24 protein-coding genes and 1 pseudogene are annotated in these 26,315 nt (G+C 73.0%); 17 read left to right on the top strand and 8 right to left on the bottom strand.

Going from position 1 to position 26,315, the window contains the following annotated elements; all coding sequences use genetic code 11:
• The first annotated feature begins 53 nt into the window (after positions 1–53).
• The 3 genes from ACWD4P_RS19445 to hemQ are packed head-to-tail and all read left to right on the top strand — an operon-like array spanning position 54 to position 2,840.
• On the top strand, positions 54–653 hold the full coding sequence (locus ACWD4P_RS19445; protein ID WP_359831596.1) for a Uma2 family endonuclease: 600 nt from the start codon (positions 54–56) through the stop codon (positions 651–653).
• 34 nt (positions 654–687) lie between these two features.
• Positions 688–2,118, top strand: coding sequence for a protoporphyrinogen oxidase (gene hemG / locus ACWD4P_RS19440; RefSeq protein ID WP_449780382.1), 1,431 nt, complete (start codon positions 688–690; stop codon positions 2,116–2,118).
• Complete coding sequence (hemQ, locus tag ACWD4P_RS19435; RefSeq protein ID WP_359831592.1) at positions 2,115–2,840, top strand: hydrogen peroxide-dependent heme synthase; 726 nt, start codon at positions 2,115–2,117, stop codon at positions 2,838–2,840. Before hemG ends, hemQ begins: the two co-directional genes overlap by 4 nt.
• Before the next feature lie 604 nt (positions 2,841–3,444).
• Here hemQ and ACWD4P_RS19430 read toward each other — a convergent pair.
• The 3 genes and pseudogenes from ACWD4P_RS19430 to ACWD4P_RS19420 all read right to left on the bottom strand — a co-directional run bounded on the left by ACWD4P_RS19430 (position 3,445) and on the right by ACWD4P_RS19420 (position 6,878).
• Entirely contained in the window at positions 3,445–4,227 is a 783-nt protein-coding gene (locus tag ACWD4P_RS19430; protein WP_449780381.1) for a TIGR04222 domain-containing membrane protein, read from the bottom strand.
• A 166-nt stretch (positions 4,228–4,393) separates the two neighbouring features.
• Complete coding sequence (locus ACWD4P_RS19425) at positions 4,394–5,473, bottom strand: TIGR04222 domain-containing membrane protein (protein WP_449780380.1); 1,080 nt, start codon at positions 5,471–5,473, stop codon at positions 4,394–4,396.
• Between the two features lie 92 nt (positions 5,474–5,565).
• Positions 5,566–6,878, bottom strand: a pseudogene (locus ACWD4P_RS19420) (DUF692 domain-containing protein).
• A 327-nt stretch (positions 6,879–7,205) separates the two neighbouring features.
• Here ACWD4P_RS19420 and ACWD4P_RS19415 point away from each other — a divergent pair.
• The 7 genes from ACWD4P_RS19415 to ACWD4P_RS19385 all read left to right on the top strand — a co-directional run bounded on the left by ACWD4P_RS19415 (position 7,206) and on the right by ACWD4P_RS19385 (position 14,030).
• On the top strand, positions 7,206–8,159 hold the full coding sequence (locus ACWD4P_RS19415) for an N-acetyltransferase family protein (RefSeq protein ID WP_449780379.1): 954 nt from the start codon (positions 7,206–7,208) through the stop codon (positions 8,157–8,159).
• A gap of 229 nt (positions 8,160–8,388) precedes the next feature.
• Positions 8,389–9,399 (top strand): MBL fold metallo-hydrolase, encoded by a 1,011-nt coding sequence (locus ACWD4P_RS19410; protein ID WP_449780378.1) that lies wholly within the window; start codon positions 8,389–8,391, stop codon positions 9,397–9,399.
• 115 nt (positions 9,400–9,514) lie between these two features.
• Positions 9,515–11,434 (top strand): ATP-binding protein, encoded by a 1,920-nt coding sequence (locus tag ACWD4P_RS19405; protein WP_449780377.1) that lies wholly within the window; start codon positions 9,515–9,517, stop codon positions 11,432–11,434.
• Positions 11,431–11,862 carry a roadblock/LC7 domain-containing protein gene (locus ACWD4P_RS19400; protein ID WP_359817149.1) on the top strand — a complete coding sequence of 144 codons (432 nt, stop codon included), beginning with the start codon at positions 11,431–11,433 and terminating at the stop codon, positions 11,860–11,862. The genes ACWD4P_RS19405 and ACWD4P_RS19400 overlap by 4 nt, the downstream gene beginning before the upstream one ends.
• Positions 11,859–12,212 carry a DUF742 domain-containing protein gene (locus tag ACWD4P_RS19395; RefSeq protein ID WP_359817151.1) on the top strand — a complete coding sequence of 118 codons (354 nt, stop codon included), beginning with the start codon at positions 11,859–11,861 and terminating at the stop codon, positions 12,210–12,212. Before ACWD4P_RS19400 ends, ACWD4P_RS19395 begins: the two co-directional genes overlap by 4 nt.
• Positions 12,213–12,282: 70 nt before the next feature.
• Positions 12,283–12,840: a GTP-binding protein gene (locus tag ACWD4P_RS19390; RefSeq protein ID WP_359817250.1), complete on the top strand. Its 558-nt coding sequence runs from the start codon at positions 12,283–12,285 to the stop codon at positions 12,838–12,840.
• On the top strand, positions 12,837–14,030 hold the full coding sequence (locus tag ACWD4P_RS19385) for a cytochrome P450 (RefSeq protein ID WP_449780376.1): 1,194 nt from the start codon (positions 12,837–12,839) through the stop codon (positions 14,028–14,030). The genes ACWD4P_RS19390 and ACWD4P_RS19385 overlap by 4 nt, the downstream gene beginning before the upstream one ends.
• Positions 14,031–14,082: 52 nt before the next feature.
• Here the strand turns inward: ACWD4P_RS19385 and msrB are convergent, their stop codons facing one another.
• From msrB to ACWD4P_RS19365, 4 genes are all read right to left on the bottom strand, one after another.
• The gene (gene msrB, locus ACWD4P_RS19380) at positions 14,083–14,487 is read right to left on the bottom strand and encodes a peptide-methionine (R)-S-oxide reductase MsrB (protein WP_359817155.1); all 405 of its coding nucleotides are present in this window, start codon (positions 14,485–14,487) and stop codon (positions 14,083–14,085) included.
• 56 nt (positions 14,488–14,543) lie between these two features.
• Entirely contained in the window at positions 14,544–15,932 is a 1,389-nt protein-coding gene (gene murC, locus ACWD4P_RS19375) for a UDP-N-acetylmuramate--L-alanine ligase (RefSeq protein ID WP_359817251.1), read from the bottom strand.
• Between the two features lie 131 nt (positions 15,933–16,063).
• Positions 16,064–16,525 (bottom strand): indole-3-glycerol phosphate synthase, encoded by a 462-nt coding sequence (locus ACWD4P_RS19370; RefSeq protein ID WP_359817157.1) that lies wholly within the window; start codon positions 16,523–16,525, stop codon positions 16,064–16,066.
• A 51-nt stretch (positions 16,526–16,576) separates the two neighbouring features.
• Positions 16,577–17,368, bottom strand: coding sequence for a pyrimidine reductase family protein (locus tag ACWD4P_RS19365; protein WP_359817158.1), 792 nt, complete (start codon positions 17,366–17,368; stop codon positions 16,577–16,579).
• 210 nt (positions 17,369–17,578) lie between these two features.
• Between ACWD4P_RS19365 and zapE the strand changes: the two genes are divergently transcribed.
• The 6 genes from zapE (at position 17,579) to ACWD4P_RS19335 (ending at position 23,572) form a co-directional block, all read left to right on the top strand.
• Complete coding sequence (zapE, locus tag ACWD4P_RS19360) at positions 17,579–18,625, top strand: cell division protein ZapE (RefSeq protein ID WP_359817253.1); 1,047 nt, start codon at positions 17,579–17,581, stop codon at positions 18,623–18,625.
• A gap of 57 nt (positions 18,626–18,682) precedes the next feature.
• A complete protein-coding gene (locus tag ACWD4P_RS19355) occupies positions 18,683–19,060 on the top strand; it encodes a type II toxin-antitoxin system RelE/ParE family toxin (RefSeq protein WP_449780375.1) in 378 nt (125 codons plus the stop codon).
• Entirely contained in the window at positions 19,057–19,365 is a 309-nt protein-coding gene (locus ACWD4P_RS19350; protein WP_449780374.1) for a helix-turn-helix domain-containing protein, read from the top strand. The genes ACWD4P_RS19355 and ACWD4P_RS19350 overlap by 4 nt, the downstream gene beginning before the upstream one ends.
• Before the next feature lie 44 nt (positions 19,366–19,409).
• Positions 19,410–21,500: an excinuclease ABC subunit UvrB gene (uvrB, locus tag ACWD4P_RS19345; protein ID WP_359817164.1), complete on the top strand. Its 2,091-nt coding sequence runs from the start codon at positions 19,410–19,412 to the stop codon at positions 21,498–21,500.
• A 259-nt stretch (positions 21,501–21,759) separates the two neighbouring features.
• Positions 21,760–22,338 (top strand): TerD family protein, encoded by a 579-nt coding sequence (locus ACWD4P_RS19340; RefSeq protein ID WP_359817166.1) that lies wholly within the window; start codon positions 21,760–21,762, stop codon positions 22,336–22,338.
• Positions 22,339–22,594: 256 nt separating this feature from the next.
• Complete coding sequence (locus tag ACWD4P_RS19335; RefSeq protein WP_449780373.1) at positions 22,595–23,572, top strand: TerC family protein; 978 nt, start codon at positions 22,595–22,597, stop codon at positions 23,570–23,572.
• Between the two features lie 71 nt (positions 23,573–23,643).
• Here the strand turns inward: ACWD4P_RS19335 and ACWD4P_RS19330 are convergent, their stop codons facing one another.
• Entirely contained in the window at positions 23,644–24,297 is a 654-nt protein-coding gene (locus ACWD4P_RS19330; protein WP_449780372.1) for an MBL fold metallo-hydrolase, read from the bottom strand.
• 193 nt (positions 24,298–24,490) lie between these two features.
• Here ACWD4P_RS19330 and ACWD4P_RS19325 point away from each other — a divergent pair, with 193 nt between their 5' ends.
• Positions 24,491–26,203 (top strand): DUF262 domain-containing protein, encoded by a 1,713-nt coding sequence (locus tag ACWD4P_RS19325; protein WP_449780371.1) that lies wholly within the window; start codon positions 24,491–24,493, stop codon positions 26,201–26,203.
• The last annotated feature ends 112 nt before the right edge of the window (positions 26,204–26,315 follow it).

Raw genomic sequence — 26,315 nt, 5'->3', positions numbered from 1 at the left:
CACATAGGTTAAGTGGCGGTCCGGCCTCTCCCCCCACTCGCTATCTTGAGGGCATGAGCGAGCTGCCGGACTGGATGTACGCGCCCAGAGTCGAGGGTTGGATCGCAGACGACCTCGACCACTTGCCGCAGGCGCCGCGGCACACCGAACTGATCGATGGAGCACTGGTCTTCATGATGTCCCCTCAGCGTCCTTGGCACAGTTGGGTCGTATCGGGACTGAACACGGCGCTGGAAGGTCTTGTGCCGGACGGGATGTGGCCGGAGCGTGAGATCGCGATCAAGCTTGACCGGCTCAACCGTCCGGAGCCGGACGTGATGGTCGTGACCGCGGAGCCCGACCCCGACCGCACGCGGTATGACCCGGCCGATGTACTGCTCGTCATCGAGGTCGTGTCGCCGGAGTCCGTGCACCGCGACCGCACGGTCAAGTTCCGCAAGTACGCCGAAGCCGGGATTCCGCACTACTGGATCGTCGAGGATGAGGACGGCCTGCCCGTCGTACACGTCTACGAGCTGGATCAGGCAACCGCTGCCTACGCCCCTGCCGGGATCTTTCGGGCCAAACTGGAGCGTCCGGTGCCGTTTCCGGTCGTCATCGATCTCGACCGCCTCGTGTCCCGCTGGAAGCGGGCGAAGCGTGCAGCGGATTGAAGGTCCGGTGTAAGGACCTGCGAGACTGCGGAGCATGTCGGAAGCACGGGTCGTCGTCGTCGGTGGTGGGATCGCGGGGCTGGCTGCGGCCGCCTTCCTGAGCGGGGCGGCCGGCGGGCCGGCGCGGGCGCGGGTGACGGTGCTGGAGGCGTCCGGGCGGGTCGGCGGGAAGCTGTGGGGCGGCGAGGTCGGCGGGGTCCGGGTGGACCTCGGGGCCGAGTCGGTGCTGGCCCGGCGGCCGGAGGCGGTGGACCTGGCGCGGGCGGTCGGGCTCGGCGCGGAACTGGAGCCGCCGACCACCGCCAAGGCCGCGATCTGGACCCGCGGCGCGCTGCGGCCACTGCCCGGCGGGCAGGTGATGGGCGTCCCCGGCGACCTCGCGGCGCTGGCCGCCTCCGGGGTGCTGAGCGACGAGGGGCTGGAGCGGGCCCGCAACGAGCGGACCACCGAGGTCGGCGAGGACGTCGCGATCGGCCGCTACGTCGCCGACCGGCTGGGCCAGGAAGTGGTGGACCGGCTGGTCGAACCGCTCCTCGGCGGCGTCTACGCCGGCCGCGCCGAGGAGATCTCGCTGCGCGCCGCCGTGCCGCAGCTGCTGTCCATCGCGCGCGACGGCGGCTCGCTGGTCGACGGCGTGCACGAGCTGGCCTCCCGGCCGAAGGTGGTCGGCACCCCGGTCTTCCAGGGCCTGCGCGGCGGCCTCGGCACCCTGCCCGGCGCGGTCGCCGAGGCCTGCGTGAAGGCGGGCGTGGACCTGCGCACCGACGCCCCGGTGGACGAACTGCGCCGCACCCCCGACGGCTGGCGGGTGGTGACGGGCGGTGAGGCGCTGCACGCGGACGCCGTGGTGCTGGCCGTCCCGGCCCCCGCCGCGGCCCGGCTGCTGCGCGAGGACGCCCCGGCGGCCGCCGCCGAACTGGACGCCGTCGAGTACGCGGGCATGGCCCTGGTGACCCTGGCCTTCCGCCGCGCCGACCTGGCCGAGCTCCCGAGCGGCAGCGGCTTCCTGGTGCCGCCGGTGGACGGGCGGCGGATCAAGGCCTCGACCTTCTCCTCCAACAAGTGGGGCTGGCTGGAGCGTTCCGCGCCGGACGCGTTCCTGCTGCGCACCTCGCTGGGCCGGTACCGCGAGGAGGAGGCGCTGGGGCTGCCGGACGAGGAGCTGGTGGCACGGTCGCTCGCCGACCTGGAGGAGGCGATCGGGCTGACCGCCCGGCCGTACGACACCTTCGTCTCCCGGTTCTCGGCGGGGCTGCCGCAGTACCCGGTGGGGCACCTGGACCGGGTGGCCCGGGTACGGGCCGCGGCGGGGCGGGTGGGCGCGCTGGCGCTGTGCGGCGCCGCGTACGACGGGGTGGGCATTCCGGCGTGCATCGGATCGGCCGCGGCGGCCGCGGCGGCCGTCGACGGACTGTTGACCCCGGCGACCGGGGAAGGTTCCACGGAGAGGACAATGGGCGCATGACTGAGAGCGTTGAGCGGGAGCCGGAGCAGCGGCCCGAGAAGAAGAAGGCGCGCGACCTGAACCAGGTCATCCGCTACACCATGTGGTCGGTGTTCAAGCTCAAGGGCGCCCTGCCCGAGGACCGCACCGCGCTGGCCGCCGAGGTGGACGAGCTGTTCGCCCAGCTGGACGCCAAGGACGTGACCGTGCGCGGCACGTACGACGTCTCCGGTCTGCGCGCGGACGCCGACATCCTGGTCTGGTGGCACGCCGCCGACTCCGACGACCTCCAGGAGGCGTACAACCGCTTCCGCCGCACCGGCCTCGGCCGGGCGCTGGAGCCGGTCTGGTCGAACATGGCGCTGCACCGCCCGGCCGAGTTCAACAAGTCCCACATCCCGGCCTTCCTGGCCGACGAGCGCCCGCGCGACTACGTCTGCGTGTACCCGTTCGTCCGCTCCTACGAGTGGTACCTGCTGCCGGACGCCGAGCGGCGCGCGATGCTCGCCGAGCACGGCCAGATGGCCCGCGGCTACCCCGACGTGCGGGCCAACACGGTGGCCTCGTTCGCGCTCGGCGACTACGAGTGGCTGCTCGCCTTCGAGGCGGACGAGCTGCACCGGATCGTCGACCTGATGCGCGACCTGCGCCCCTCCCGGGCCCGGCTGCACGTCCGCGAGGAGGTGCCGTTCTTCACCGGCCGCCGCAAGCCGGTCGCCGAGCTGCTGAACGGCCTGGTCTGAGCGACCCGCGCGCCCGCCGGAGGCCGGTTCCCCCCTGCCGGGGAGCCGGCCTCCGGGCTTTTCGCCACGGGCGCGGCCCGGCGAACTCGCGCAGCACGTCCGTGTAGTGGGTGCCGAGGTCGACCCGGGTGACGTCCTCGAAGCGGACCCTCGTCGGCTCCGGGTGCCACCGCCCTCGGGATCGACCCGGTGCAGCCGCGGCGAGGAGCGGCGCAGCGCGGTGACCGTCCCGACCCGGCAGGCGCCGGGGCCGCGGTGCTCGGTGTACAGGGTGACCAGGCCGTACTCGGCGCAGGCGGCGGTGAGCAGGCCGGGCAGGTCGTCCAACGGCAGCTCGGCGCCGGGCGGGCGGACCGGCCACAGTCCGCGGCGGCGCAGCGCCCGGACGGTCAGGCCCTCCTCGCTGCCCCGGTCGCGGACCTTGCGCAGGTCGGCGGTGCGGACGGCGGTCCAGCCGTCGAGGCGGTGGTCGACGCAGTTGGCGAGCAGCGTCCGGACCGGACCGGGCCGGGCCGGTGCCGAGGACGAAGCCCTCCAGCCGGTCGGCGCGGGGGAGGGCACGGCGCAGCCGCGTTTGCGGCCGCGGCCGCCGGGCCCGCGGGGTTCAGGACCGGTGCGGGCGCAGGGCGGCGCGGAGCCGGGCGTCGGGCAGGGCGGCCGCGCCGTTCATGGCGACGGCGGTGAGCAGTTCGCGCTCCTCGTCGTCGGCCAGGCCGCGCTGGCGGGCCGGGCGGACCTCGCGCAGCACCTCCTGGCCGATCGGGGAGGCCCATCGGGTGTACGGGTAGACGTCGACCCGGGCCATCAGCAGGGTGCCCGAGGTGAGCACCAGCGGCAGCGAGAACCAGGCGAGCGGGGCGAGGGTGTCACCGCCGGTGAAGCCGCCGAGGGCCAGCGACGCGGCCAGCAGGACCACCGTCAGCAGCAGCGCGTGCCGGACCTGCCGGATCACCACCACGGTGTTGCGCTGCACCAGGGCCGGGGTGGCCAGGCCGGCCAGCGCGAGCCGGGCGCCGATCTCCAGCACGGTGGGGTGCTCGGCCATCGCCCGGCGCAGTTCGTCGGTCGGGCACTGGACCTCGGGGCCGACGGTGGCGATGACCGCCCGTTCCAGGCGGCTGCGGCCCTTGGGGTCGACCACGGTGGTCCAGCCGGTGTGCGCGAGGTGCAGCCGGCCGCGGCCGGCCATCAGGACGAGGGCGAGTTCGACGACCCGGTCCGGGCCGCCGGCCAGGTAGGCGGTCTCGTACAGGCCGATGCCGACGGCTTCGGGGGGCCGCAGGCCGTTCCGGTCGGCGAGGGCGTCGGCGGTGGCGGTCATCCGGACCAACCGGGCGCAGGACAGGACCGCCGCGACACAGGCCGGTATGAGGAACAGCAACCACATGGGCTTGTTGTATGCCTGCGCCGACGGCGGGCGGAACGTCTTCCCGGTTCGCGATACCGAACTGTGACGTCCGGCGGGCGGGCCGCCGGGGCCGGGATCCGCCGACGCGGCCCGGCGGGCGGCCGGGTGGCAGGCGTTCCGCCCCGTGCGGGCCCGCCGGGGTGCCTCAGGAGCCGCAGCCGCCGCCGCAGCTCGATCCGCAGCTGGAGGAGGACGAGGAGCCGCAGCTCGACGAGGAGGAACCGCAGCTGGAGGAGGACGAGGAACCGCAGCTCGACGAGGAGGAACCGCAGCCGGAGGTGGACGAGCCGCAGCCCGACGAGCCGGAGGAACCGGAGTCGGAGGAGCCGCACCAGGCGGCCGAGCCGCCGTCCGAACCGGAGGAGCAGGAGGACGAGGACGATGAGGAGGACGAGGACGCCCCCGAGGCGTTCGCGGCGGCGGCCTGCCGGACGGCCTCGTCCTCGGTGGAGGCGGCCAGCATCGCGGCCTGCAGCTCCTGGTCGTCCATCCCCGCGGCGGCCAGGCCGCCGAGCGCGAGCGCGCCCAGCAGCGCACCGCCGGCCAGCCGGGGCGGCATCCCCGCGTTGGGCGTCCACGGCCGGCCCTGCATCAGGGAGAGCTGACGCTCCCCGGCCGGGGTGATCCGGCTCTTCACCGGCGGGGTGGCGAGCAGCGTGACGAGGCCCACCAGCAGCAGGATGCCCGGCACCCAGAGGTTCGGGCGCTCGCGGCCGGGGACGCCGTCGTCCAGCAGCTCGGCGGCCACCGCGGAGGCCACCACGACGAGCATCGCGAGCCAGAGCAGTCGGCGGGCGGTGCGGGCCCGGCGCAGTCGCTCGGGGCGGCGCAGCAGGCCGCGGTCGGCGAGCCGGTCGCCGATCTCCTGGACGGCGGCGGAGCGCATCACGGCGGGGCGCAGCGAGCCGAGTTGGCGGCTCCCGGTCGGGCCGACGGCGTCCTGGACGGCCTTGTCGACGGCGTCGTACGGCTTGCCGCCGGTGAGGGTGACCAGGCCGGAGCGGCTGACCACGGCCTGCTCGCTCATGTGCATCCGGACCAGGGCGGTGTCGAACACCCGCCCCGGCCCGCCGGACAGGAACGCGGTGTCGAGCAGCGGCAGGCCGCGGCCGGGCAGGCCCTTGGCGTACCGGACCCGGCCGATGCGTTGGCGGGTCCGGGAGGCGTGGATCGCGGCGGCCGCCAGCAGGACGGCCGGGACGATGAAGTAGCTGTTGTGCCACATGGGCGGTCCCCCGGGGTGGTGATGGTTCGTCGAGGTCGGTGGCGCCGGCAGGTCCGTCGGCGGGCCGTCGGTGGCCCGTCGGCGGGCCGTGGTCAGCGGCGCAGGGCCCGGCGCAGGCGTGCGAGCGGGCCCGGAGGCCTTACGGGTGCCGGGTGGAGCCACTGCTCCAGGGCCCGGCGGCGGTCGGCGGCGAGCGGCCCGCCGTCGGTGAGCACCCACTCGGCGAAGGCCCGGGCGTCGGCGCGGTAGCCGCCGGTCTGCGGGTGGGAGCGGGCGTAGCCGAGGAAGAGCGGCCCGTACTGCGCGCCGAGCGCGCGGGGCAGGTCGGGGGCCACCTTGGCGGCGGTGTCCCGCCGCTTGGCGGCCAGGCCGGCGGACTGGGCGCGGACCTGGCGCTCGTCGAAGCCGGGCGGGACGGGCCCGCCGGCCACCAGGGCGGCCAGCAGTTCCTCCTGCCGCCGGGCCAGGCGCCGCCGGGCGGCGGCGAGGTCCTGGTCGGCGGTGCCCTGACCGGCGTTCTCCCGCGCCGTGGTGTCGGTCGTCACCGGGTGCTCCCCTCCAGCACCCGGCGGACGGCGTCCAGTTCGCCGGCCAGCTCGCTGGGCGGCGGGAAGTCGGCGTCCCGCTCCAGCAGGACCCCGGGCGGGTCGACCCGCGCGCACAGTTCGGCGAGCACCTCCAGCACCGGTTCGGTGACGGGGTGGGCGTGGGTGTCGTGCCAGACGCCGTCGATCATGGTGCCGCCCGCGACGTGGACGTAGGCGATCGCCTCCAACGGCAGGCGGTCGAGTTCGGCGGCCGGGTCGATGCCGAGGTTGACCCGGTTGGTGTGGAGGTTGGCGACGTCGATCAGCAGCCGGACGCCGGTGCGTTCGACCAGCTCGGCGAGGAACTGGCCCTCGGTGAACTCGTCGTCCGGCCAGGCGAGCTGGGCGGCGACGTTCTCCAGGGCGAGCGGCACCGGCAGCCGGTCCCGGGCGATCCGGACGTTCTCGGCGATCACCCGCAGCGAGTCCCGGGTGCGGGGGACGGGCAGCAGGTGGCCGGCCTCCAGGCCGCCGGCCCGGACGAACGCCAGGTGCTCGGTGACCAGCGGGGAGCCGAGCGCCGTCGCGACCCCGGCCAGCCGGTCGAGGCGGTCGGGGTCGGGCAGGTCGGCGCCGCCGAGGCCGAGTCCGACGCCGTGCGGGACGACGGTGACGCCGCGTTCACGCAGTACGGTCAGGGAGTCGGGCAGGTGGTCGGCGCAGATGTTCTCGGCGACCACCTCGACCCAGTCCAGGCCGGGCTGGCGCTCGACGACGGTGTCGATCTCGCTGCGCCAGCCGAGGCCGACGCCCAGGCGGGGCGTGCCGGTGGGGCGGGTGGTGGCGCGGGGCTTGGCGCCCAGGGCAGGAGAAGTCATCGGTTCGCCCCCTTCGGAGGCCGGGTGGAAGGGCCGTCGACCGGTGTGGGCGTCGTCGCCGGAACCGCGCGGCCGTGCTGCTGAGAATGTCCCCGGGCGGGGTTGCTGCCAAGCCTCGCCCGGTCTTCTCAGAGCATTATTTGAGCATGCCGCTCCGACGATCAGGGACTTTGGTCCCGAGCCCGAGCCCGAGTCCGGACCCGAGCCCGAGTCCGGACCCGAGTCCGAGTCGGGACCCGAGTCCGGGTCGGCGTCCGCGAGTGCCGTGCCGGGCCCGCCGGAAAACCGGAGGCGCCGGGCGGGCGGGCGCGGCTAGCGTGGGAATCCATGACTCCTTCTGATTCCTTGACGATCCGTGACTTCCGCCCCGACGACGCGGGGGCCGTGGTCGCGGCGCACCGGGCCGGGCGCGAGCACCTGGTGCTCTCCGCCGAGGCCCTGGTCTGGCTGAACGCCCAGCCCAGCCCCGAGGAGCACTTCCGCACCTTCGTCGCCGAGCTGGCCGGCGAGGTGATCGGGGCGGTGCGCTGCGGGGTGGTGCTCGGGACGACGACCGAGGGGGTCGGCTACGCCAACGGCAGCGTGCTGCCGACGTTCCGGCGGCGCGGTGCGGCCACCGCCCTGCTGGCCGCGGCCGAGCGGCACCTGGCCGGGCACGGGGTGGCGGAGCTGCACACCTGGATGGACGACGAGCCCGCCTCGCTGGCCTTCGCCACCGCCCGGGGCTACCGGCTCGGGCGCACCATGCAGTTCGCCGGACGGGACCTGGCGCTGCCGCTGCCGCCCGCGCCGGTCCTGCCGCCGGGTGTCGAGCTGCGCCCGGCCTCGGACTGGGCGGACGACCCGCACCCGCTGTTCCTGGTCGAGGCGGACGCCGTCCTGGACGAGCCCGGCAGCGAGGTGCCGATGGACGCCTACGAGTACGAGGACTGGCTGCGCGCCGACTGGACGAGGCCGGACCGGGACCGGGCGCTGAGCGTCGTCGCCGTGGTGGACGGCGTGCCGGCCGCCTTCAGCATGGCGCAGACCGACGGGGTGGACCGCTACTGGTCCGCGTTCACCGCCTGCCGCCGGGACTTCCGCGGCCGGGGGCTGACCAAGCCGGCCAAGCTGGAGTCCCTGCGGCTCGCGGCGCTGGCGGGCTACCGTTACGCGTACACCAGCAACGACACCACCAACGGGCCGATGCTGGCGATCAACCGGTGGCTGGGGTACGAGCGCTGCGCGGGGGAGCGCAAGGCGATCAAGCGGCTGAATCCGGCGTCGGCGCAGGGGATCTGACGCCGGGGCACCGGGCGCCGGGTGCCGGGTGCCGGGTGCAGGGCGTCGGGTGCCGGGTGCAGGGCGTCGGGTGTCGGTACCGGGGTCGGGTGTCGGGGAGCACTTCGGCCAGATGTGGTCCAGACCACGTGGGAGGAACCGGGACGGATCGGCCTTCTTCGGGCGCGAAGTGGCTTGAACCGTAATAGTTTTGCTCCACTCCTGTCACCGCATGGGCATAATCGCGCACATGACGATCAGCCGTGCGAACGTGAGCGCGATTGCCGAGGACCTGTACGTGTGGCTCCCGCCCAAGCGGGGCTGGGGCCTGGCCAACTGCGGGCTGCTGGCCTCGGAGACCACCGCGCTCTGGATCGACACGCCGTACGACCCCTCGATGGCCCAGGAGTTCCTCGCCGCGAGCCGGCGGCTGCTGCCGGACGGGGTCGGGATCGACCGGGTGGTCGTCACCCACGCCAACGGGGACCACCTGTGGGGCGCCGGGGTACTGCCGGACGCCGAGGTGATCGCCACCCGCGAGGCGCTGGAGCACATCCACTGGGAGCCCACCCCGCAGCAGCAGCACGCGCTGGTCGCCAACAGCGACCCGCACTCGCCGCTCGGCGGCTACCTGAAGGAGCACTTCGGGCAGTTCGACTGGTCCGAGACCGAGCCGGTGCGCCCCGACACCGTCTTCACCGGCGAGCTGGAACTGACCGTCGGCCGCCACCCGGTGCGGATCACCAGCCTGCCCGCCGCCCACACCGGCGGCGACCTTCTCGTCCACCTCCCGCACCAGCGCGCGGTGTTCACCGGTGACGTGATCTTCTCCTCGACTCCCGCGCAGCCCGGCGACCACCCCTCGCACTGGGCCGGACCGCTGGAGAACGTCATCGGCGCCTGCGAGCAGGCCCTGGCCACCGGCGCGGAGATCTTCGTGCCCGGCCACGGCCCGGTGCTCGACCGGGACGGCGTCCGGGAGCACATCGGCTACCTCGCCTACGTCCGCGACCGCGCCCACGCCCTGCACGCCGCCGGGATACCCGCGCTGGACGCCGCCCGGCGGGTGATCGCCGAACAGCGCCACCCCGAACTCGGGCTGCCCGAGCGGCTGGTGCTCACCGTCGCGGCCGAGTACCGGCACCTGGACGGCACCCCGGCCCCGGGCGCCCTGGAGGCGCTGGGCCAGGTCGCCCTGGTGGCCCGGGAGCTCGCCGAGGACGGAGCCCGTGCTCAGCGCCCGGGCACCGTCCGGAACTGACCCCGCCCGGCCCCGCCGCGAACGCCCGGCCCCGCCGTAACAGCGCGGCCCCGTCGCAGGCGTCCGGCCCCGCCGTACCACCCGCTCCAACCCGCAAGCACCCCCGAGGACTTCGATGACGCAGATCGCGCTGATCGTCCTGGCGCTGGTCGCCGCCGTGGCCGCGGCCGTGCTCGCCCGCGGCAGGGCCGGGGCCGTCGCCCGGGCAGCGGACGCCGAGACCGCGCTCGGCCGGAGCGAGGAACGCGCCCGGACCGCCGAGGGCAGGCTCGCCCGCGCGGAACAGCAGCAGCGCGAGGCGCAGGAGGCCGCCCGGCGCTCCGCCGAGGAGGCCGGCCGGGCGCAGGAGCGCACCAGGGCCGCCGAGGACAGCGTCCGCGAGGCGCAGGAGGCGGCCCGGCAGGCCCAGGACACCGTCCGGGACGCCCTGCGGCAGGGCGCCGACGCGACCGCCCGGGCCGAGCGGGCCGACCACGCGCTCGCCGGGGCCGAGGCCCGGGGCGCCGCGCTGCTCGCCGAGATCGGCCACCTCGCCCAGGAGCGGGTCGCCGCCACCGCCGTACGGCTCACCCACGCCAACGCCCCGCTGGTCGGACCGCTGGACGCGGAGGCCGTCGGCCCGGAGGCGGTCCGGGCCCTGCAGGCCGTGCTGGACGCCGCCCAGGCCGCCCTCGCCGACGAGCGCGAGCGGGTGGACGCCGCCGCCCGGGCCGCCATGCGCGGCGCCACCTCCCGGATCCAGACCCTGCTGTACCAGATCCAGAGCCTGGTCCAGCAGCTCCAGCACGAGAACGACGACCCCCGGCTGCTGGAGGTCGACTTCCGCAACGAGGTCGCGCTGCGCCGGATCCAGACCGTCGCGGTGCTCTGCGAGGCCTGGCCGGGCCTGGCCCGCACCGACTCGCCGCTCGCCGAGGTGGTCGTCGGGGCGCTCTCCCGGGTGCCCGGCTACGCCCGGATCAAGGTCGCCAACCACCTGCGCGAGCAGCGCCTCGCGGTGGTCGCCCGGGCCGCCGAGCCGCTCGCCGTCACCATCGCCGAACTGCTCGCCAACGCCACCGCCTACTCCCACCCGGAGACCGACGTCCCGGTCACCGTCCAGCAGGGTGGCCGCGGCGCGCTGGTGATCATCGACGACAGCGGCATCGGCATGGATGAGGACCAGCTGCGCCGCGCCCGCCGGCTGCTGGCCGGCCCGCCCGACATGCTGCTCACCGAACTCGGCAACCCGCCCAAGACCGGCTTCGCGGTGGTCGGCAAGCTGGCCCGGCAGTACGGCTTCTCCTGTCACATCGAGCCCTCGCCGTACGGCGGCATGCGGACCATCCTGCGGATCCCGGCCGCGCTGGTGACGGTCGTGGACGACGAGCAGCAGCTGTCGGTGCTCACCCCGTTGCCGCTGCGGGCCGGCGCCGGCCCGGCCCCGGCGCCCACCGTCGCGGCCGTCCCGCCGATGCGCGACGCGGACGAGCAGGACGGCCCACCGCTCGCCGACCGCCACAACCTGCCGGGCCCGCACCCGGCGCCGGCCATCCGCGCGGTCCCGGACCCGGTCCCGGACCCGGTCCCGGACCCGGACGGCCCGGCGGAGCACGCGCCCGCGGCCGGAGCGCCCGGGACGGACACCCCGGTGGCGGAATCCGCCGCGGCGGACGCCCCGGACCCGGCCCCGGCCGACGACGGCACGGGCCTGCCCACCCGGCGGCGGCGCCGCCCCCTGGCCGCCGCCGAGCGGTCGACCGGCGCGAAGCCCGCCGCGAGCCCCGCCCCGGCAGCCGGACGCACCCCCGCCGGTGAACGCACCCCCGAGCGGGCCGCCTCCCACTGGCAGGCGCTGCAGCGGGGCACCGACTCCGGCCGGGCCGCCGTGGCCCGGGCCGAACGGGAGGAGGCCGCCGGCGCCGCGCCCGGCCGGGCCGCCCCCGGACACGGCGTCAGCACCACCGGCACGACGAGCACCCTCGGCGCCACCACCGCCGACCGCGACCCCGGTGCCCCGAGCGCCGGTACGGCCTCAGAAGGAGCAGCGCAGTGAGCAGCACGCCCAGTCCGACCGCCACCGACGAGATCTCGTGGGTGCTGACCCCGCTGCTGGAGCTGCCGGGGGTGCTGCACGCCGTCATCGCCACCGGGGACGGTCTGGTCGAGGGCGCCTCGGACGGCCTGGAACGCGCCTCGGCCGAGCGGGTCGCCGCGATGACCGCCACCGTGCACGCCGCCGCCCGCGCCTTCACCAGCGCGTTCACCGACGTCGAGCGGCCCCGGCTGGCCCAGACCGTGGTGGAGTCCGACCTCGGCTACGCCGTCGTGGTGCCCGCCGGGGAGAACACCTCGCTCGCCGTGTTCACCACGCCGGACGCCCAACTCGGCAACGTGGCCTACCAGATGCAGCTGCAGGTCGCCGCCCTCGGTCGCGTGCTCGCGAGCCCGACCCGGCGGCAGGACGACGACGAGCGGTCATGACCGCGGCCCCCCGCAGGCGGATGGTGCCCGCCTACCTGGCCACCGGCGGCCGCAGCCGCCCCGGCACCAAGGGCTTCGAGCGGCTGACCGTGCTGTTCGCCGACCGCGCCGACCCCCCGGACACGCTCGAAACCGAACACCGCCGGCTCTGGGAACTGCTGCGCCCCGGCGCGCTGACCGTGGTGGAGGCCGCCGCGCACCTGAGCCTGCCGGTCAGCGCCACCGTCTTCCTCGCGGCCGACCTGGTCGAGGCGGGCTGCCTGCACGCCCGCGCGCCGATCCCGCGGGCCCAGCAGACCGACCGCTCCATCGTCGAGAGGCTCCTCGTTGGACTCCGTGCGCTCCGGTGACCCGGCCGGCCGGCCGGACCCGGAAGACCAGAGCCGGGTGGGCTACCTGCCCGACCAGGACCAGACGCTGATGAAACTGGTGGTGGCCGGCCCGTTCGGGGTCGGCAAGACCACCCTCATCCGGACCCTCTCCGAGATCGCCACCCTGCACACCGAGGAGGCGATGACCGAGACCGGCCGCCCGGTGGACGACCTGGCCGGCGTGCCCGAGAAGGCCACCACCACCGTCGCCGTCGACTTCGGCCGGCTCACCCTGCCCGGCAACGTCGTGCTCTACATGTTCGGCACCCCCGGCCAGCGCCGCTTCTTCCCGCTCTGGCAGGACATCGCCCGCGGCGCGGTGGGCGCCCTGGTGCTCGCCGACACCCGCCGGCTCGCCGACTCCTTCGAGATCATGGACATGGTCGAGGAGCAGGGCCTGCCGTACGCCGTCGCGGTCAACCGCTTCCCGGACGCACCGGACCACCCCGTCGAGGTGCTGCGCACCCACCTGGACCTGCACGCGGCCACCCCGCTGCTGCTCTGCGACGCGCGCGAGCGCGGCAGCAGCCTGGACGCGCTGATCGCGCTGGCCGAGCACGTCCTGGACGCCCTGCCCGCCGCCCCCGCCACCCCGGAGCAGCCGTGACCGTCGAGTCCCGCCCGACCCCGATCCACGGCCCGGTCTTCGCCGCCGACCCCCAGCTGGTCTACGAGCGGCTGCGGCGGCACGGCGCGGTCGCCCCGGTGGAGATCGCGCCCGGCGTCGAGGCCCTGCTGGTCACCGACTACCAGGCCGCGCTGGACCTGCTGCGGGACACCGACACCTTCTCCAAGGACTCCCGGGCCTGGCAGCGGACCGTCGCCCCGGACTCCCCGCTGCTGCCGGTGCTCGGCTACCGCCCCACCGCGCTGTTCAGCGACGGCGAGACGCACGCGCGCTACCGGGCCGTGATCACCGACGCCCTCGCGATGTTCGAGCCGCACCGGCTCCAGCGGCAGGTCGCCGGCGCCGCGCACCGGCTGATCGACCGCTTCGCCGCCCTCGGGCACGCCGACCTGATCGCCGAGTACGCCCGCCGGCTGCCCGCCTTCGCGCTCACCACCTGGTTCGGCGTGCCGGAGGAGCAGCGCGAGGAGGTGGTGACCGCGATCACCGGGCTGATCGAGTCCACCGCGCAGGCCGGCGCCTCGTACGGCAAGCTCCTCGCCGTGGTCACCGCGATGGTCGCCGAGCGCCGCGAGCGCCCCCGGCACGACCTCACCTCCATGTACGTCACCCACCCGGTCGGGCTGGACGACGACGAGGTGATCCGGCAGATCACCCTGACCCTGATCGCCGGGCACGAGCCGACCACCAACCTGATCGGCAACGCCCTGCTGCGCCTGCTCACCGACGCCCGCTACGCCGGCTCGCTGTTCGGCGGCGCGATGACCGCCCACCAGGCGATCGACGAGGTGCTCTGGCACGAGCCGCCGATGGCCAACCTCTCGGCCCACTACCCGCGGTACGACATCACCTTCCACGGCCGGGAGATCAAGGCGGGCACGCTGGTCCTGGTCTCGTACGCGGCCGCCAACTCCCAGGCCGCGCCGCCGAGGGACGACATCGGGCTGCGCAGCGGCGAGAGCGCCCACCTGGCCTGGGCGGCCGGCCCGCACGCCTGCCCGGCCCGGGACCCGGCCCTGCTGATCGCGATCACCGCCATCGAGCAGCTGGGCAGCCGCCTCAGCGACCTCGAACTCTCCACCCCGGCCGAGGACCTCCTCTGGCGCCCGGGCCCGTTCCACCGCGCCCTGATGCACCTCCCGGTCCGCTTCGCACCGGTGGAGGGGTAGCGCGGAGGCCCGGACACCGACCGTGTCCGGGCCTCCGCGCCGTCCGCCGGGCCTACTCGGCCGGCTTCAGCGTCAGGGAGACGCTGTTGATGCAGTACCGCTGGTCCGTCGGCGTGCCGTAGCCCTCGCCCTCGAAGACGTGGCCGAGGTGTCCGCCGCACTTCGCGCAGCGCACCTCGACCCGGCGCATGCCGAGGGAGTCGTCCTCGATGTACTGGACGCGGTCCCCGGCCAGCGGCGCGTAGTAGGACGGCCAGCCGCAGTGGCTGTCGAACTTGGTCTCCGAGCTGAACAGTTCGGACCCGCAGGCCCGGCAGCTGTAGACGCCGACCGTCTTGGTGTCGGTGTACTCGCCGGTGAACGGGCGCTCGGTGCCCGCCTCGCGGAGCACGTGGTACTCCTCGGGGCTGAGCTGGGCGCGCCACTCGGCCTCGGACTTCTCGATCTCGTAGCTCATCTCACGGCTCCCGGTCGCGGTGGACGGACGTCGGACGGACGTCGGACGGACGTGGGTCAGACGTTGGAAGCAACGTTCGCGAGGTGCCGGAGGATTTCCGGCCCCAGGTTGGTGACGTCCCCGGCGCCCATGGTGAGCAGCAGGTCGCCCGGGCGGGCCAGGCCGGCCAGCAGGGCGGGGGCGGCGGCGAAGGAGTGCTCGGCGGTGACCTCGGCGCCGGCCCGCTGGGCCGCGTCGATGATCAGCTCGCTGGTCACGCCGGGGATCGGGTCCTCGCGGGCCGGGTAGATGTCCAGCACCACCGAGGCGTCGGCCAGGGCCAGGGCCCGGCCCATCTCCTCGGAGAGCTGCTGGGTGCGGCTGAACAGGTGGGGCTGGAACACGACCAGCACCCGGCCCTCGCCGGTCAGGCCCTCGCGGATCGCCTCCAGGTCGGCGGTCATCTCGGTGGGGTGGTGGGCGTAGGAGTCGATCACCTGGACGCCGGCGGCCTCGCCCTTGAGCTGGAGGCGGCGGCGCACGCCGGTGTAGGCGCCGAGCGCCTTGGCGAGGTCGGCGGCCGGGACGCCCAGCGCGACACCGGCGGCCAGCGCGGCGACCGCGTTGTGGGCGTAGTGGCGGCCGGGCACCGACACGGTGAAGGCCAGCTCGGCGCCGTCGATCAGCACGGTGACCTCGCTGGTCATGCCGCGGGCGACCACCGAGAGCACCCGCAGGTCGGCGTCCTCGGCGGAGCCGACCGTCACCACGTTCAGGCCCTCGCGGCCGGCCACCCGGGAGGTGAGCTCGCGGGCGCCGTCGTGGTCGGCGGAGACGACCAGGGTGCCGCCGGGCACGATCCGGCCCACGAAGGTCTCGAAGGACTCGTAGATCTCGTCGATCGAGGCGTAGTTGGCGTGGTGGTCGAGCTCCACGTTGAGCACGATCGCCACCTCGGGCGCGTACTTGTGGAAGCTGCGGTCGCTCTCGTCCGCCTCGGCGACGAAGATCTCGCCGGTGCCGTGGTGGGCGTTGGAGCCGGGTGCGTCGAGGTCGCCGCCGATCGCGTAGGACGGGTCCAGGCCGAGCTCGCCGAGGGCGACGGCGAGCATGCTGGTGGTGGTGGTCTTGCCGTGGGTGCCGGCCACCGCCAGTGCCCGGCGGCCGCCCATCAGCGCGGCCAGCGCGTCGGAGCGGTGCACCACCGGGATGCCGCGCTCGTTGGCGGCGACCAGCTCCGGGTTGTCGGCGCGGATCGCGCTGGAGACGACCACGCTGCTGGTGCCGTCCGGCACGTGCTCGGCGGCGTGGCCGACGTGCACGGTGGCGCCGAGGGCGCGCAGCGCGAGGACGGTCTCGGACTCCTTGGAGTCGCTGCCCGAGACGCTGGCCCCGCGGACGGCGAGGATCTTCGCCAGGCCGGACATCCCGGCGCCGCCGATGCCGATGAAGTGCGGGGCGTGCAGGTCGTGCGCGGCGTCGTTCAAGGCGTGGCTCCGTACGGGCGGGGGCAGACAGGGCGGGCGGACGGGACGGAAGACGGAATCGTCCTCGCGGGCGGACCGCAAGGACGATTCTGCACCACCACCGGGTGAGGTCAGGAGTCGCTGGCGAAGAGCCTGAGCACCGGGACCCCCACCTTGTGCCGGGCCTGGGAGGCCCAGTCGCGGTGGAAGAACTCCTCCACGAAGTGCGGTGAGGTGAGCACCACCACCTCGTCCGCCCGCTGCTCCTCGACGACGGCGCGCAGCCGCTCCAGCGGCTTGTCCTCGACGAGTTCGCCCACCGCCTCGGCCCCGGCCGAGCGCAGGTGGCGCAGGCTGTGCTCCAGCGACTCGGTGGCCACGGTCGGCCCGCTCTCGGACTCGTCGTGCTCGTGGACCACCTTGTCGAGGTGGCCGAGGGCGACGTCGTCGAGTGCCCGCAGCAGTTCGTCCTGCTTGCCGCGCGGCTGCATCAGGACGACGAAGGACACCTTCTCCTCGCCGTGGAGCGTGGTGACGAGTTCCACGTCCGCGTCGGAGAGAGCCTTTTCGATCATCAGTACCGTCTTGAACACGTGAGTCCCTTCCAGTGGCCGGCCCCCGGGCCCCGGCATCGCATAACGGGATCACGATCGGGGGGTCACGGGGTCATCCGAACCGGGGTGACGCAGGTAGCGGGTGAAGAGGAATCCTTTCTGCTCGATCAATGAGACCAGCCGCATCCGCTGGACGTCCGGCATTCGCGCGTCGTGGAGGATGCGCGGCGCGTCGCCGCCGGTGAGCAGCGGGGCCAGCGACAGGCACAGCTCGTCCAGCAGCCCGGCCGCCGCGAGCTGCCCCAGCAGGCGCGGGCCGCCCTCGGTCAGCAGCCGGGTCCAGCCCCGCTCGGCCAGGGCCGCCACGGCCATCCGCAGGTCCACCGAGCCGGTGCCGGCGAGCACCAGGTCGGCCACCTCGGCGACCGCCCGGCGGCGCTCCTCGGCGGCGTCCTCGGTGGTGATCACCACCGTCCTGACCAGCGGTTCGGTGAACAGCGGCGCGGTCAGGTCCAACTGCAGCGAACGGCTCACCACGGCGATCACCGGGGCCGGCGCCTGCCCGGCCGCCGTGCGGGCCGCCGCGAACTCCTTGCGGGCCCGGGCCGGCCGGTAGCCCTCGGCGCGGACGGTCTCCGCGCCCACCAGTACCACGTCCGACAGCGCCCGCAGCACACCGAAGATCCGCTTGTCGGCATCGCCGGAGAGGCCCTCGGAGAGCCCGTCGAGCCTGGCCCCGCCGTCCAGGCCGGACACCATGTTGGCGCGCAGCCAGGGGCGTCCCTGATTCACCTGTTCGGGGTACGCGTAGACGGCGGCGAGCGATTCCAGTGCGGCCGGATCGGTGAGCCGCCCGCTCAGCGGACTGATCAACTGTTGCATGTCCCCAGTCTTCCACCGCCCGGCGTGGGCCGTCCGGGTCCGCGGGCGGCGGGCCGTCCCCAGCCGTCCCCAGCCGTGCGCCGCCCCGGCCGTGCACTGCCCTCAGCCGTGCGCCGCCCGCAGCCGTGCGTCGTTCGGACGGCCCACCCGGCAGGCGTACCCTCTACTGATGTGCCCGCAGCCTCCCACTCCGCCACCGCGCCCGAGCCGATAGCCGCCGCACCCGCGTCCGGCTCCCCGATCGCGCTCACCGACCGCCGCCCCGTCGTGCCCGCCGAGCGGCTGGTCGCCGAGATGGTCCCGCCGCCCCGGTTCGCCGACGTGAGCTTCGGGACGTACATCCCGGACCCGACCCAGCCGAGCCAGTACGAGGCCGTCCAGGTCCTGGAGCAGTTCGCGGCCACGCTCGGTGGAGGAAACGGTTCGGCGCCCAAGCGCAGCTGGTTCCGCCGCTCGGCCCCCGCGCCCACCGGCCCGGCCGGGGTCTACCTCGACGGCGGCTACGGCGTCGGCAAGACCCACCTGCTCGCCTCGCTCTGGCACGCCGCCCCCGGCCCCAAGGCCTTCGGCACCTTCGTGGAGCTGACCAACCTGGTCGGCGCGCTCGGCTTCCAGCAGGCCGTGCGGACCCTCTCCGGGCACACCCTGCTCTGCATCGACGAGTTCGAGCTGGACGACCCGGGCGACACCGTGCTGGTCTCCACCCTGCTCGGCCGGCTGGTCGACAACGGCGTCAAGCTGTGCGCCACCTCGAACACCCTGCCGGAGAAGCTCGGCGAGGGCCGCTTCGCCGCCGCCGACTTCCTGCGCGAGATCCAGGGCCTGTCCGCGCACTTCCGCCCGATGCGGATCGACGGCCAGGACTACCGCCACCGCGGCCTGCCGGACGCCCCGCCGCCGTACACCGACGAGGCCGTCGCGGCCGCCGCGGCCCGCACCCCCGGCGCCTCGCTGGACGACTTCGACGGCCTGCTCGCCCACCTCTCCGCCGTCCACCCCAGCCGCTACGGCGCGCTGCTGGACGACGTCACCGCGGTCTGCCTGCGCGGCGTCAAGCAGGTCGACGACCAGTCGACCGCGCTGCGCCTGGTCGTGCTGGCCGACCGGATGTACGACCGCGAGCTGCCGATCACCGCCTCCGGCCTGCCCTTCGACCAGGTCTTCCCCGAGGAGATGCTGCGCGGCGGCTACCGCAAGAAGTACCTGCGCGCGATCTCCCGCCTGGTCGCCCTCGCCCGGGACAGCGCCAAGGCCTGACCCGTGACCCTCCCCTCGCTCGGCAGTTGTTCCCACTGCCGAGCGAGGGGGAGAGGCGTGACCGGTGACGAGTCCGGGGCGGGCTACGAGATCGAGATCGAGCCCGAGGTGCGGGTGTGGCTTCAGAACTGCCCGACCGCCGAGTACCGGGCGGCCGAACGCGCCGCCGACCGTCTCGCCGAGGACGGTGAGGCGCTGTCGTTCCCGTTGGCGAGCCACCTGGGCGGCCCGCTGCGCGAGCTGCGGATCGGGTCCATGCGCATCACGTACTGGCTCGCGCCGGGGCGGAGGGCTGTGCTGCTGACGGTCTTCCGCAAGACTAGGAACCGCGAGACCGATCAGGTCGAACGGGCGCGCCGCGCGCAGAAGGTCTGCGAGGCGGAGCACGGGCCCGCCGCCGACCACGAGATCTACGACCGGGAGGAGCGGCGATGAGCAGCGGCTACCACACCCGTTGGACCGTGCCGACGGAGCACCGGGAGAGCGAGGAGTACCGCGCGGCCGGGCGGCGGATGGCGCTGGCCGAGGCCGTGTACGCCCGACGCTCCGCGCTCGGGTGGACACTCGCCGAGCTCGCCGAGCGGGCCGGGCTGGACGAGGAGACCGTCGAGGGCATCGAGGAGAGCGGGGTCGATCCGACCCTTCCGCTGATCGAGCGACTCGCCGCCGCCTTCGACTCCGTGGTGCGGATCGACCCCGCCCGGGAGCCGGCCATGAGCTTCGAGGCCCACGCGGCCTGATCGAACCGGCCTCGCTTGTCAGTGGGGGGTCGTACCGTTGAGTGGTGCGTCCCATCACGAGTATTGAGCGGTCCGTGGCGCCCTTCGAGGTCGTCAGCCCCTTCCAGCCGAACGGTGACCAGCCGGCGGCGATCGCCGAGCTGGAACGGCGGATCAGGGGAGGGGAGAAGGACGTCGTGCTGCTCGGTGCCACCGGCACCGGCAAGTCGGCCACCACGGCCTGGATGATCGAGAAGCTGCAGCGGCCCACCCTGGTGATGGCGCCGAACAAGACGCTGGCCGCGCAGCTCGCCAACGAGTTCCGCGAGCTGCTCCCGAACAACGCGGTCGAGTACTTCGTCTCGTACTACGACTACTACCAGCCCGAGGCGTACGTCCCGCAGACGGACACCTACATCGAGAAGGACTCCTCGATCAACGAGGAGGTCGAGCGGCTGCGCCACTCGGCGACCAACTCGCTGCTGACCCGCCGGGACGTGGTCGTGGTCGCCTCGGTCTCCTGCATCTACGGCCTCGGCACGCCGCAGGAGTACGTGGACCGGATGGTGCGGCTCAAGGTCGGCCAGGAGATCGACCGGGACGACCTGCTGCGCCGCTTCGTCGACATCCAGTACGCCCGCAACGACGTGGCCTTCACCCGCGGCACCTTCCGGGTCCGCGGCGACACCATCGAGATCTTCCCGGTCTACGAGGAGCTCGCCGTCCGGATCGAGATGTTCGGCGACGAGATCGAGGCGCTGTACACCCTGCACCCGCTCACCGGCGAGATCATCAGCCAGGACGACTCGGTCTACGTCTTCCCCGCCTCGCACTACGTCGCCGGCCCCGAGCGCATGGAGCGGGCGATCACCGGCATCGAGAAGGAGCTGGAGGGGACGCTCGCCCGGCTGGAGAAGCAGGGCAAGCTGCTGGAGGCCCAGCGGCTGCGGATGCGCACCACCTACGACATCGAGATGCTGCGCCAGATCGGCACCTGCTCGGGCGTCGAGAACTACTCGATGCACTTCGACGGCCGCGAGCCCGGCTCCCCGCCGAACACCCTGCTCGACTACTTCCCGGAGGACTTCCTCCTGGTCATCGACGAGTCGCACGTCACCGTCCCGCAGATCGGCGCGATGTACGAGGGCGACGCCTCCCGCAAGCGCACCCTGGTCGAGCACGGCTTCCGGCTGCCCTCCGCGATGGACAACCGCCCGCTGAAGTGGGAGGAGTTCCTGGAGCGGATCGGCCAGACCGTCTACCTCTCGGCGACGCCCGGCCCGTACGAGCTGTCGCGCGGCGACGGCCAGGTCGAGCAGATCATCCGCCCGACCGGCCTGATCGACCCCGAGGTGATCGTCAAGCCGACCGAGGGCCAGATCGACGACCTGGTGCATGAGGTCCGCACGCGGGTCGAGCGGGACGAGCGCGTCCTGGTCACCACGCTGACCAAGAAGATGGCCGAGGACCTCACCGACTACATGCTCGGCCTGGACATCCGGGTCCGGTACCTGCACAGCGACGTGGACACCCTGCGCCGGGTGGAGCTGCTGCGCGAGCTGCGGGCGGGCCGGTACGACGTGCTGGTCGGCATCAACCTGCTGCGCGAGGGCCTGGACCTGCCCGAGGTGTCGCTGGTGGCGATCCTGGACGCGGACAAGGAGGGCTTCCTGCGCTCCGGCACCTCGCTGATCCAGACCATCGGCCGCGCCGCCCGCAACGTCTCCGGCCAGGTCCACATGTACGCGGACAGGATCACCCCCGCGATGGAGAAGGCCATCGACGAGACCAACCGCCGCCGGGCCGTGCAGCAGGCCTACAACAAGGAGCACGGGATCGACCCGCAGCCGCTGCGCAAGAAGATCGGCGACATCCTGGACACCCTCGCCCGCGAGGACGTGGACACCGACGAGCTGCTCTCCTCCGGCTACCGGAACCAGGGCAAGGGCAAGGCGCCGGTGCCGGCGCTGGGCGCGGACCGCAAGCCGGCCAAGTCCCTGCCGGCCGCCGAACTGGCGGACCTGATCCAGGAGATGACCGACCGGATGCACACGGCCGCCGCGGACCTCCAGTTCGAGGTCGCGGCCCGGCTGCGCGACGAGGTCAAGGAGCTGAAGAAGGAGCTGCGGCAGATGCGCGAGGCCGGTGTGGCGTAGGGCGTGTCCTGGGGGCGCCCCGCCCGGGCTTGGCCGGAATGACACCGGTCAAGCCCACCGGTGTCTCAGCCTTGCCACAAACGGGGAAACCCGGGGGAGCCCGGGGTGCCGCAGGCCCTAGGCTGGCCTGCGGCATCGTGCCCTCGGGACGGGGTGGCGGGCCGTACGCAGAGGGGGCCTCAGCCGGGGGACGGCGACGGGGTGTTCCACCGTGGAGCCGCGCGGGCGCGACCGGGCGGCCGGCAGAGAGGGCAACGTCGTGTCGGTGAACCTGGCCAAGGGGCAGAGGGTCAGCCTCCAGAAGGGTCAGGGCGGTGCCCTGACGGTGGTCCGGATGGGCCTGGGCTGGCAGGCCGCGCCCAAGCGCGGGCTGTTCGGCAGCCGCACCCGGAAGATCGACCTGGACGCCTCGGCGCTGCTGTACGCCGAGAAGACCCCGTCCGACGTGGTGTTCTTCTCGCACCTGGAGAGCAACGACGGTTCCGTCCGGCACACCGGCGACAACCTGGAGGGCGGCTCGGGCGCCGAGGACGACGAGGCGATCCTGGTCGACCTGGTGCACGTGCCCGTGAACATCACCCAGGTGGTGTTCACGGTGAGCTCGTACACCGGGCAGACCTTCGCCGAGGTGCAGCGGGCGCACTGCCGGCTGGTGGACGAGGCCACCGGGCTGGAGCTGGCCCGTTACGAGCTGGCGGGCGGCGGGCCGCACACCGGGCAGATCATGGCCAAGGTGGTCCGGGACGGCGACGGCGGCTGGGAGATGCAGGCGATCGGCGCCCCGGCCAAGGGGCGCACCTTCCAGGATCTGCTGCCGGCGATCGAGCCGTACCTGTAGCCACCGCCGCGGCCGCGCGGTCCGGCAGCCGCCGGAGAACCCCCGCGGCGGGGTGAGTCGCCTCCGCGTTCTTTACCTTCTTTACCTTTCCTTGGGTGTCCTGTTACCCTCGTTGGCAGCGGAGGGGAGTATTCCTCGACAGCCGACCCCGTCATCACGGATGCCCGTCGCGGCATCCCGGGGCGCTGGCCCGACGGGCGGAAGAGACCTCCGGCAGTGACGATGACTGTCTCGCCTACCTGCCGGAGGAGCAGTAGTGGACGTTTCCGTAACCATGTGGGTCTCCACGATCCTGGTGCTGATCGCACTGGTCGTGGCCGACTTCTTCATCGGAGGGCGCAAGCCGCACGAGGTCTCGATCAAGGAGGCCGGGATCTGGACGGCCGTCTGGGTCGCCCTGGCGGTGCTCTTCGGTGGCTTCCTCTGGTGGCACTCCGGCGGGCAGCCGGCGGGCGAGTTCTTCGCCGGCTACATCACCGAGAAGTCGCTCAGTGTCGACAACCTCTTCGTGTTCATCCTGATCATGGGCAAGTTCGCGGTGCCCAGGATCTACCAGCAACGCGTGCTGATGTTCGGCGTGATCATCGCACTGGTGCTCCGGGCGGTGTTCATCGCCGGCGGCGCCGCGCTGGTCTCCGAGTTCTCCTGGGTGTTCTTCATCTTCGGCGGCTTCCTGATCTGGACGGCCTGGAAGCTGATCAAGGAGGCCCGCGCCGAGGAGGAGGACGAGGAGTTCGAGGAGAACCGCGTCCTCAAGTCGATCACCCGCCGCTTCCCGGCCACCGAGGACTACCGCGGCACCAGGCTGATCGTCCGGGAGCACGGCCGCCGGCTGATCACCCCGATGCTGATCGTCATGCTGGCGATCGGCACCACCGACGTGCTGTTCGCCCTGGACTCGATCCCGGCCATCTTCGGCCTGACCCAGGACCCGTACATCGTCTTCACCGCCAACGCCTTCGCCCTGATGGGGCTGCGCCAGCTGTACTTCCTGATCGGCGGCCTGCTGAAGAAGCTGGTCCACCTGTCGTACGGCCTGTCGGTGATCCTCGGTTTCATCGGCGTGAAGCTGGTGCTGCACGCCGCCCACGAGGCCGGCGCGACGTGGGCCCCGGAGATCGGCATCCCGTTCTCGCTGGGCTTCATCGTGGTCGTGCTGGCGATCACGACCTTCACCAGCCTGCGGGCCGCGAAGAAGGCGGACCGGGACGAGCAGGAGAAGCTCGACGCCTGACCCGCCGAGGGCGCACAGGGGCCCCCGCGACCGCTTCCGGTCGCGGGGGCCCCGCCGTCCGGCGCGGAGGGCTACCAGCCGCGCTCGCGCCACTCGTCGAGGTGCGGGCGCTCGGCGCCGAGGGTGGTGTCGTTGCCGTGGCCGGGGTAGACCCAGGCCTCGTCGGGCAGGGCGTCGAAGATCTTCTCGGTGACGTCCCGGTAGAGGGTCCGGAAGGCCTCCGGGTCGCCCCAGGTGTTGCCCACGCCGCCCGGGAAGAGGCAGTCGCCGGTGAAGACGTGCGGGTGGCCCTGGGGGTCGTCGTAGACCAGCACGATGGCGCCCGGGGTGTGCCCGACCAGATGGCGGACGGTCAGTGCGACCTCGCCGACCCGCAGCGTGTCGCCGTCCGCGAGCAGCAGCTCGGTGGGGACGTCGATGCCCTCGGCGTCGTGCTCGCCGGCCGCGGTGCGGGCGCCGGTGGTGGCGACCACCTCGGCCAGCGCCCCCCAGTGGTCGTGGTGCCGGTGGGTGGTGACCACGGTGCCCAGCTCCTCGCCCACCGTCTCCAGCAGCACCGGGGCGTCCGCGGCCGCGTCGATCAGCAGCTGTTCGTCGGTGGCCCGGCAGCGCAGCAGGTAGGCGTTGTTGTCGTACGGGCCGACGGCCACCTTGGTGATGATCAGGTGGGCCAGCTCCCGCACGTCCGGCGCCCCGCCGACCTTGACCGCTCCGTGGTACGTCATCCGTTCGCTCCCTGTCGTGAGGATTGCCCTGACAGCATCCTCCCGCATGACGAACGCCGTCGCCGGACCGGCGTTCCGTTCACCTCGGGCGGGATTCTTCCTGTCATTAGCACATTCGGGAGCGGCGGGCAATGTGTTTGCCAAATCCTTGGCGGGGTGGGATCGTGACGATGATTACATTAGGGGAGGGTCAATGAGCACACCGGGGCTTGATACGCAGCCAAGTGCGGCTACGTATGATCTGGAAGACTTGATCGCCGAGGCGTGGTCCGGCCGGATTCGTGTCCCGCATTTCCAGCGCGATTACCGATGGACGTCCAGGGATGTCATCAGGCTCTTCGACAGCATCGTTCGCGGATATCCCATCGGGAGCCTCCTGCTCTGGGTGCGCCACTCTCCCTCGGACCTCGTCCGCCTGGGCGCGCTGACTGTCGAGGCGCCGGAGACGGATCAGGCGTTGTGGGTGGTTGACGGGCAGCAGCGGGTCACGAGTCTGGCGAATGCGCTGCACTCGCTTGGTAATCGACGGGAGCCCTTCGACGTCTACTACGACTTGGAAAAGCGGGAATTCATTCCCACTCCCAAGGTTGCGGAGCCACATCACATTCCCTTGCCCACACTATTTGACCTGGAAGAACTTCTGGGCTGGTTCGCCGGGGCGGGGAAGGGTGCCTCCGAATACTTCAACGAGGCCCGGAGTGTCGCGAAGCGGCTGCGTCAATACAAGGTGCCGGCCTATCTTGTCAAGCAGCACGACGAAGCGATCCTGACTGACATCTTCGACCGGATGAACAATTTCGGCAAGCGACTCAGTAGGGCGGAGATCTTCTCCGCCCTGTTCGCGGGTCCCGAAAAGGGCGCCAGCAGTCGACTGTCCATCAGCAAGATCGCTGATCGGGTGGCGGCCCGTACTGGGTTCGGCACCATCGACAACGACACGGTGCTGCATTCCATCCTCGCCAGGCGCGGTCCGGACATCACCCGCGAACCGCGGACGGAGTTCGACGACAGCCGGCGACGTACCGATCCGGAGTTTCCGGGGGAGGATCAGGAGACGGCCTACGCCGAAGGGGAGCTGGCGCTCATCCGGGCCATCACCTTCTTCCAGAAGGAAGTCGGGGTCCCGCATCTCTCGCTCCTCGCCTATCGGGCGCCCCTGGTGGTGTTCGCGCGGTTCTTTGCGCACTTCCCGAACCCCGAGAAGCGCAACCGCAAGCTCCTCCGCCGTCTGTACTGGCGGGTCGTTGTGGCAGGGCCTGCGGTCTTCAAGGGGAGCTTTACGCAGATGGCCCGGTCGTTGGCCACGCGGATCCACCCAAAGGACGAGGACGGGTCCGTGGCGAGGCTCCTGGCGTCGATGGAGACAGCTCAATCCTCGATCCCGGACGCCAAGCGGTTCCGGACCAACGAGGCCACCGGAAGGATCATCCTCTGCTCCTGGTGGGCCCTGCGACCCCGGTCGCCGATCACCGGACTTGAGTATTCGGCCGAGGAGCTCAGCGACATCCTGGCCGAGCAGGTGACCGCGGCCGTCGCGGTGCGCAGGTTCTTCACGAAGGTGCCGTCGCCGAGGCAGCAGCTTTGGGCGGCCAACCGACTGATCCTGCCGAGCCGGGACGAACCCGTCAGTGAAGTGCCTGGCCTGCTCGGCATCAGGCCGCTGAACATGGACGAGGACACCTGGGATGCGGTGCTGGAATCGCACTGCATCTCCCGCGAGGCGAGTCAGAAGCTGTCCGCCGATGACCGGGACGACTTTCTCAGCCTTCGCCAGGAAGTGGTGGAGGACCAACTTCGAAGGTTCATCTCGAGCATGGCCGAGTGGAACTACGAGGACATCGCGTCCGTGAGCTCGGTCCATGCTGACGACGAGCGCTCCGAGCTGGAGCCCGGCCAGGACTGGTGACACACCACGCGCCGGTGGCCTCCTCGTACGCGTCGTACGGGGCGTCCTCCTCGTACGGCGGGGGCTCCTCGTCGATCGGAGCGGCGGGCTGCTTCGACCCGGCGGCGGGGGC

It is taken from the genome of Kitasatospora sp. NPDC002543, assembly GCF_053594915.1.
Note: the sequence above shows the minus strand (reverse complement) of the source record. Positions and strands in the feature narration are given on the sequence as shown.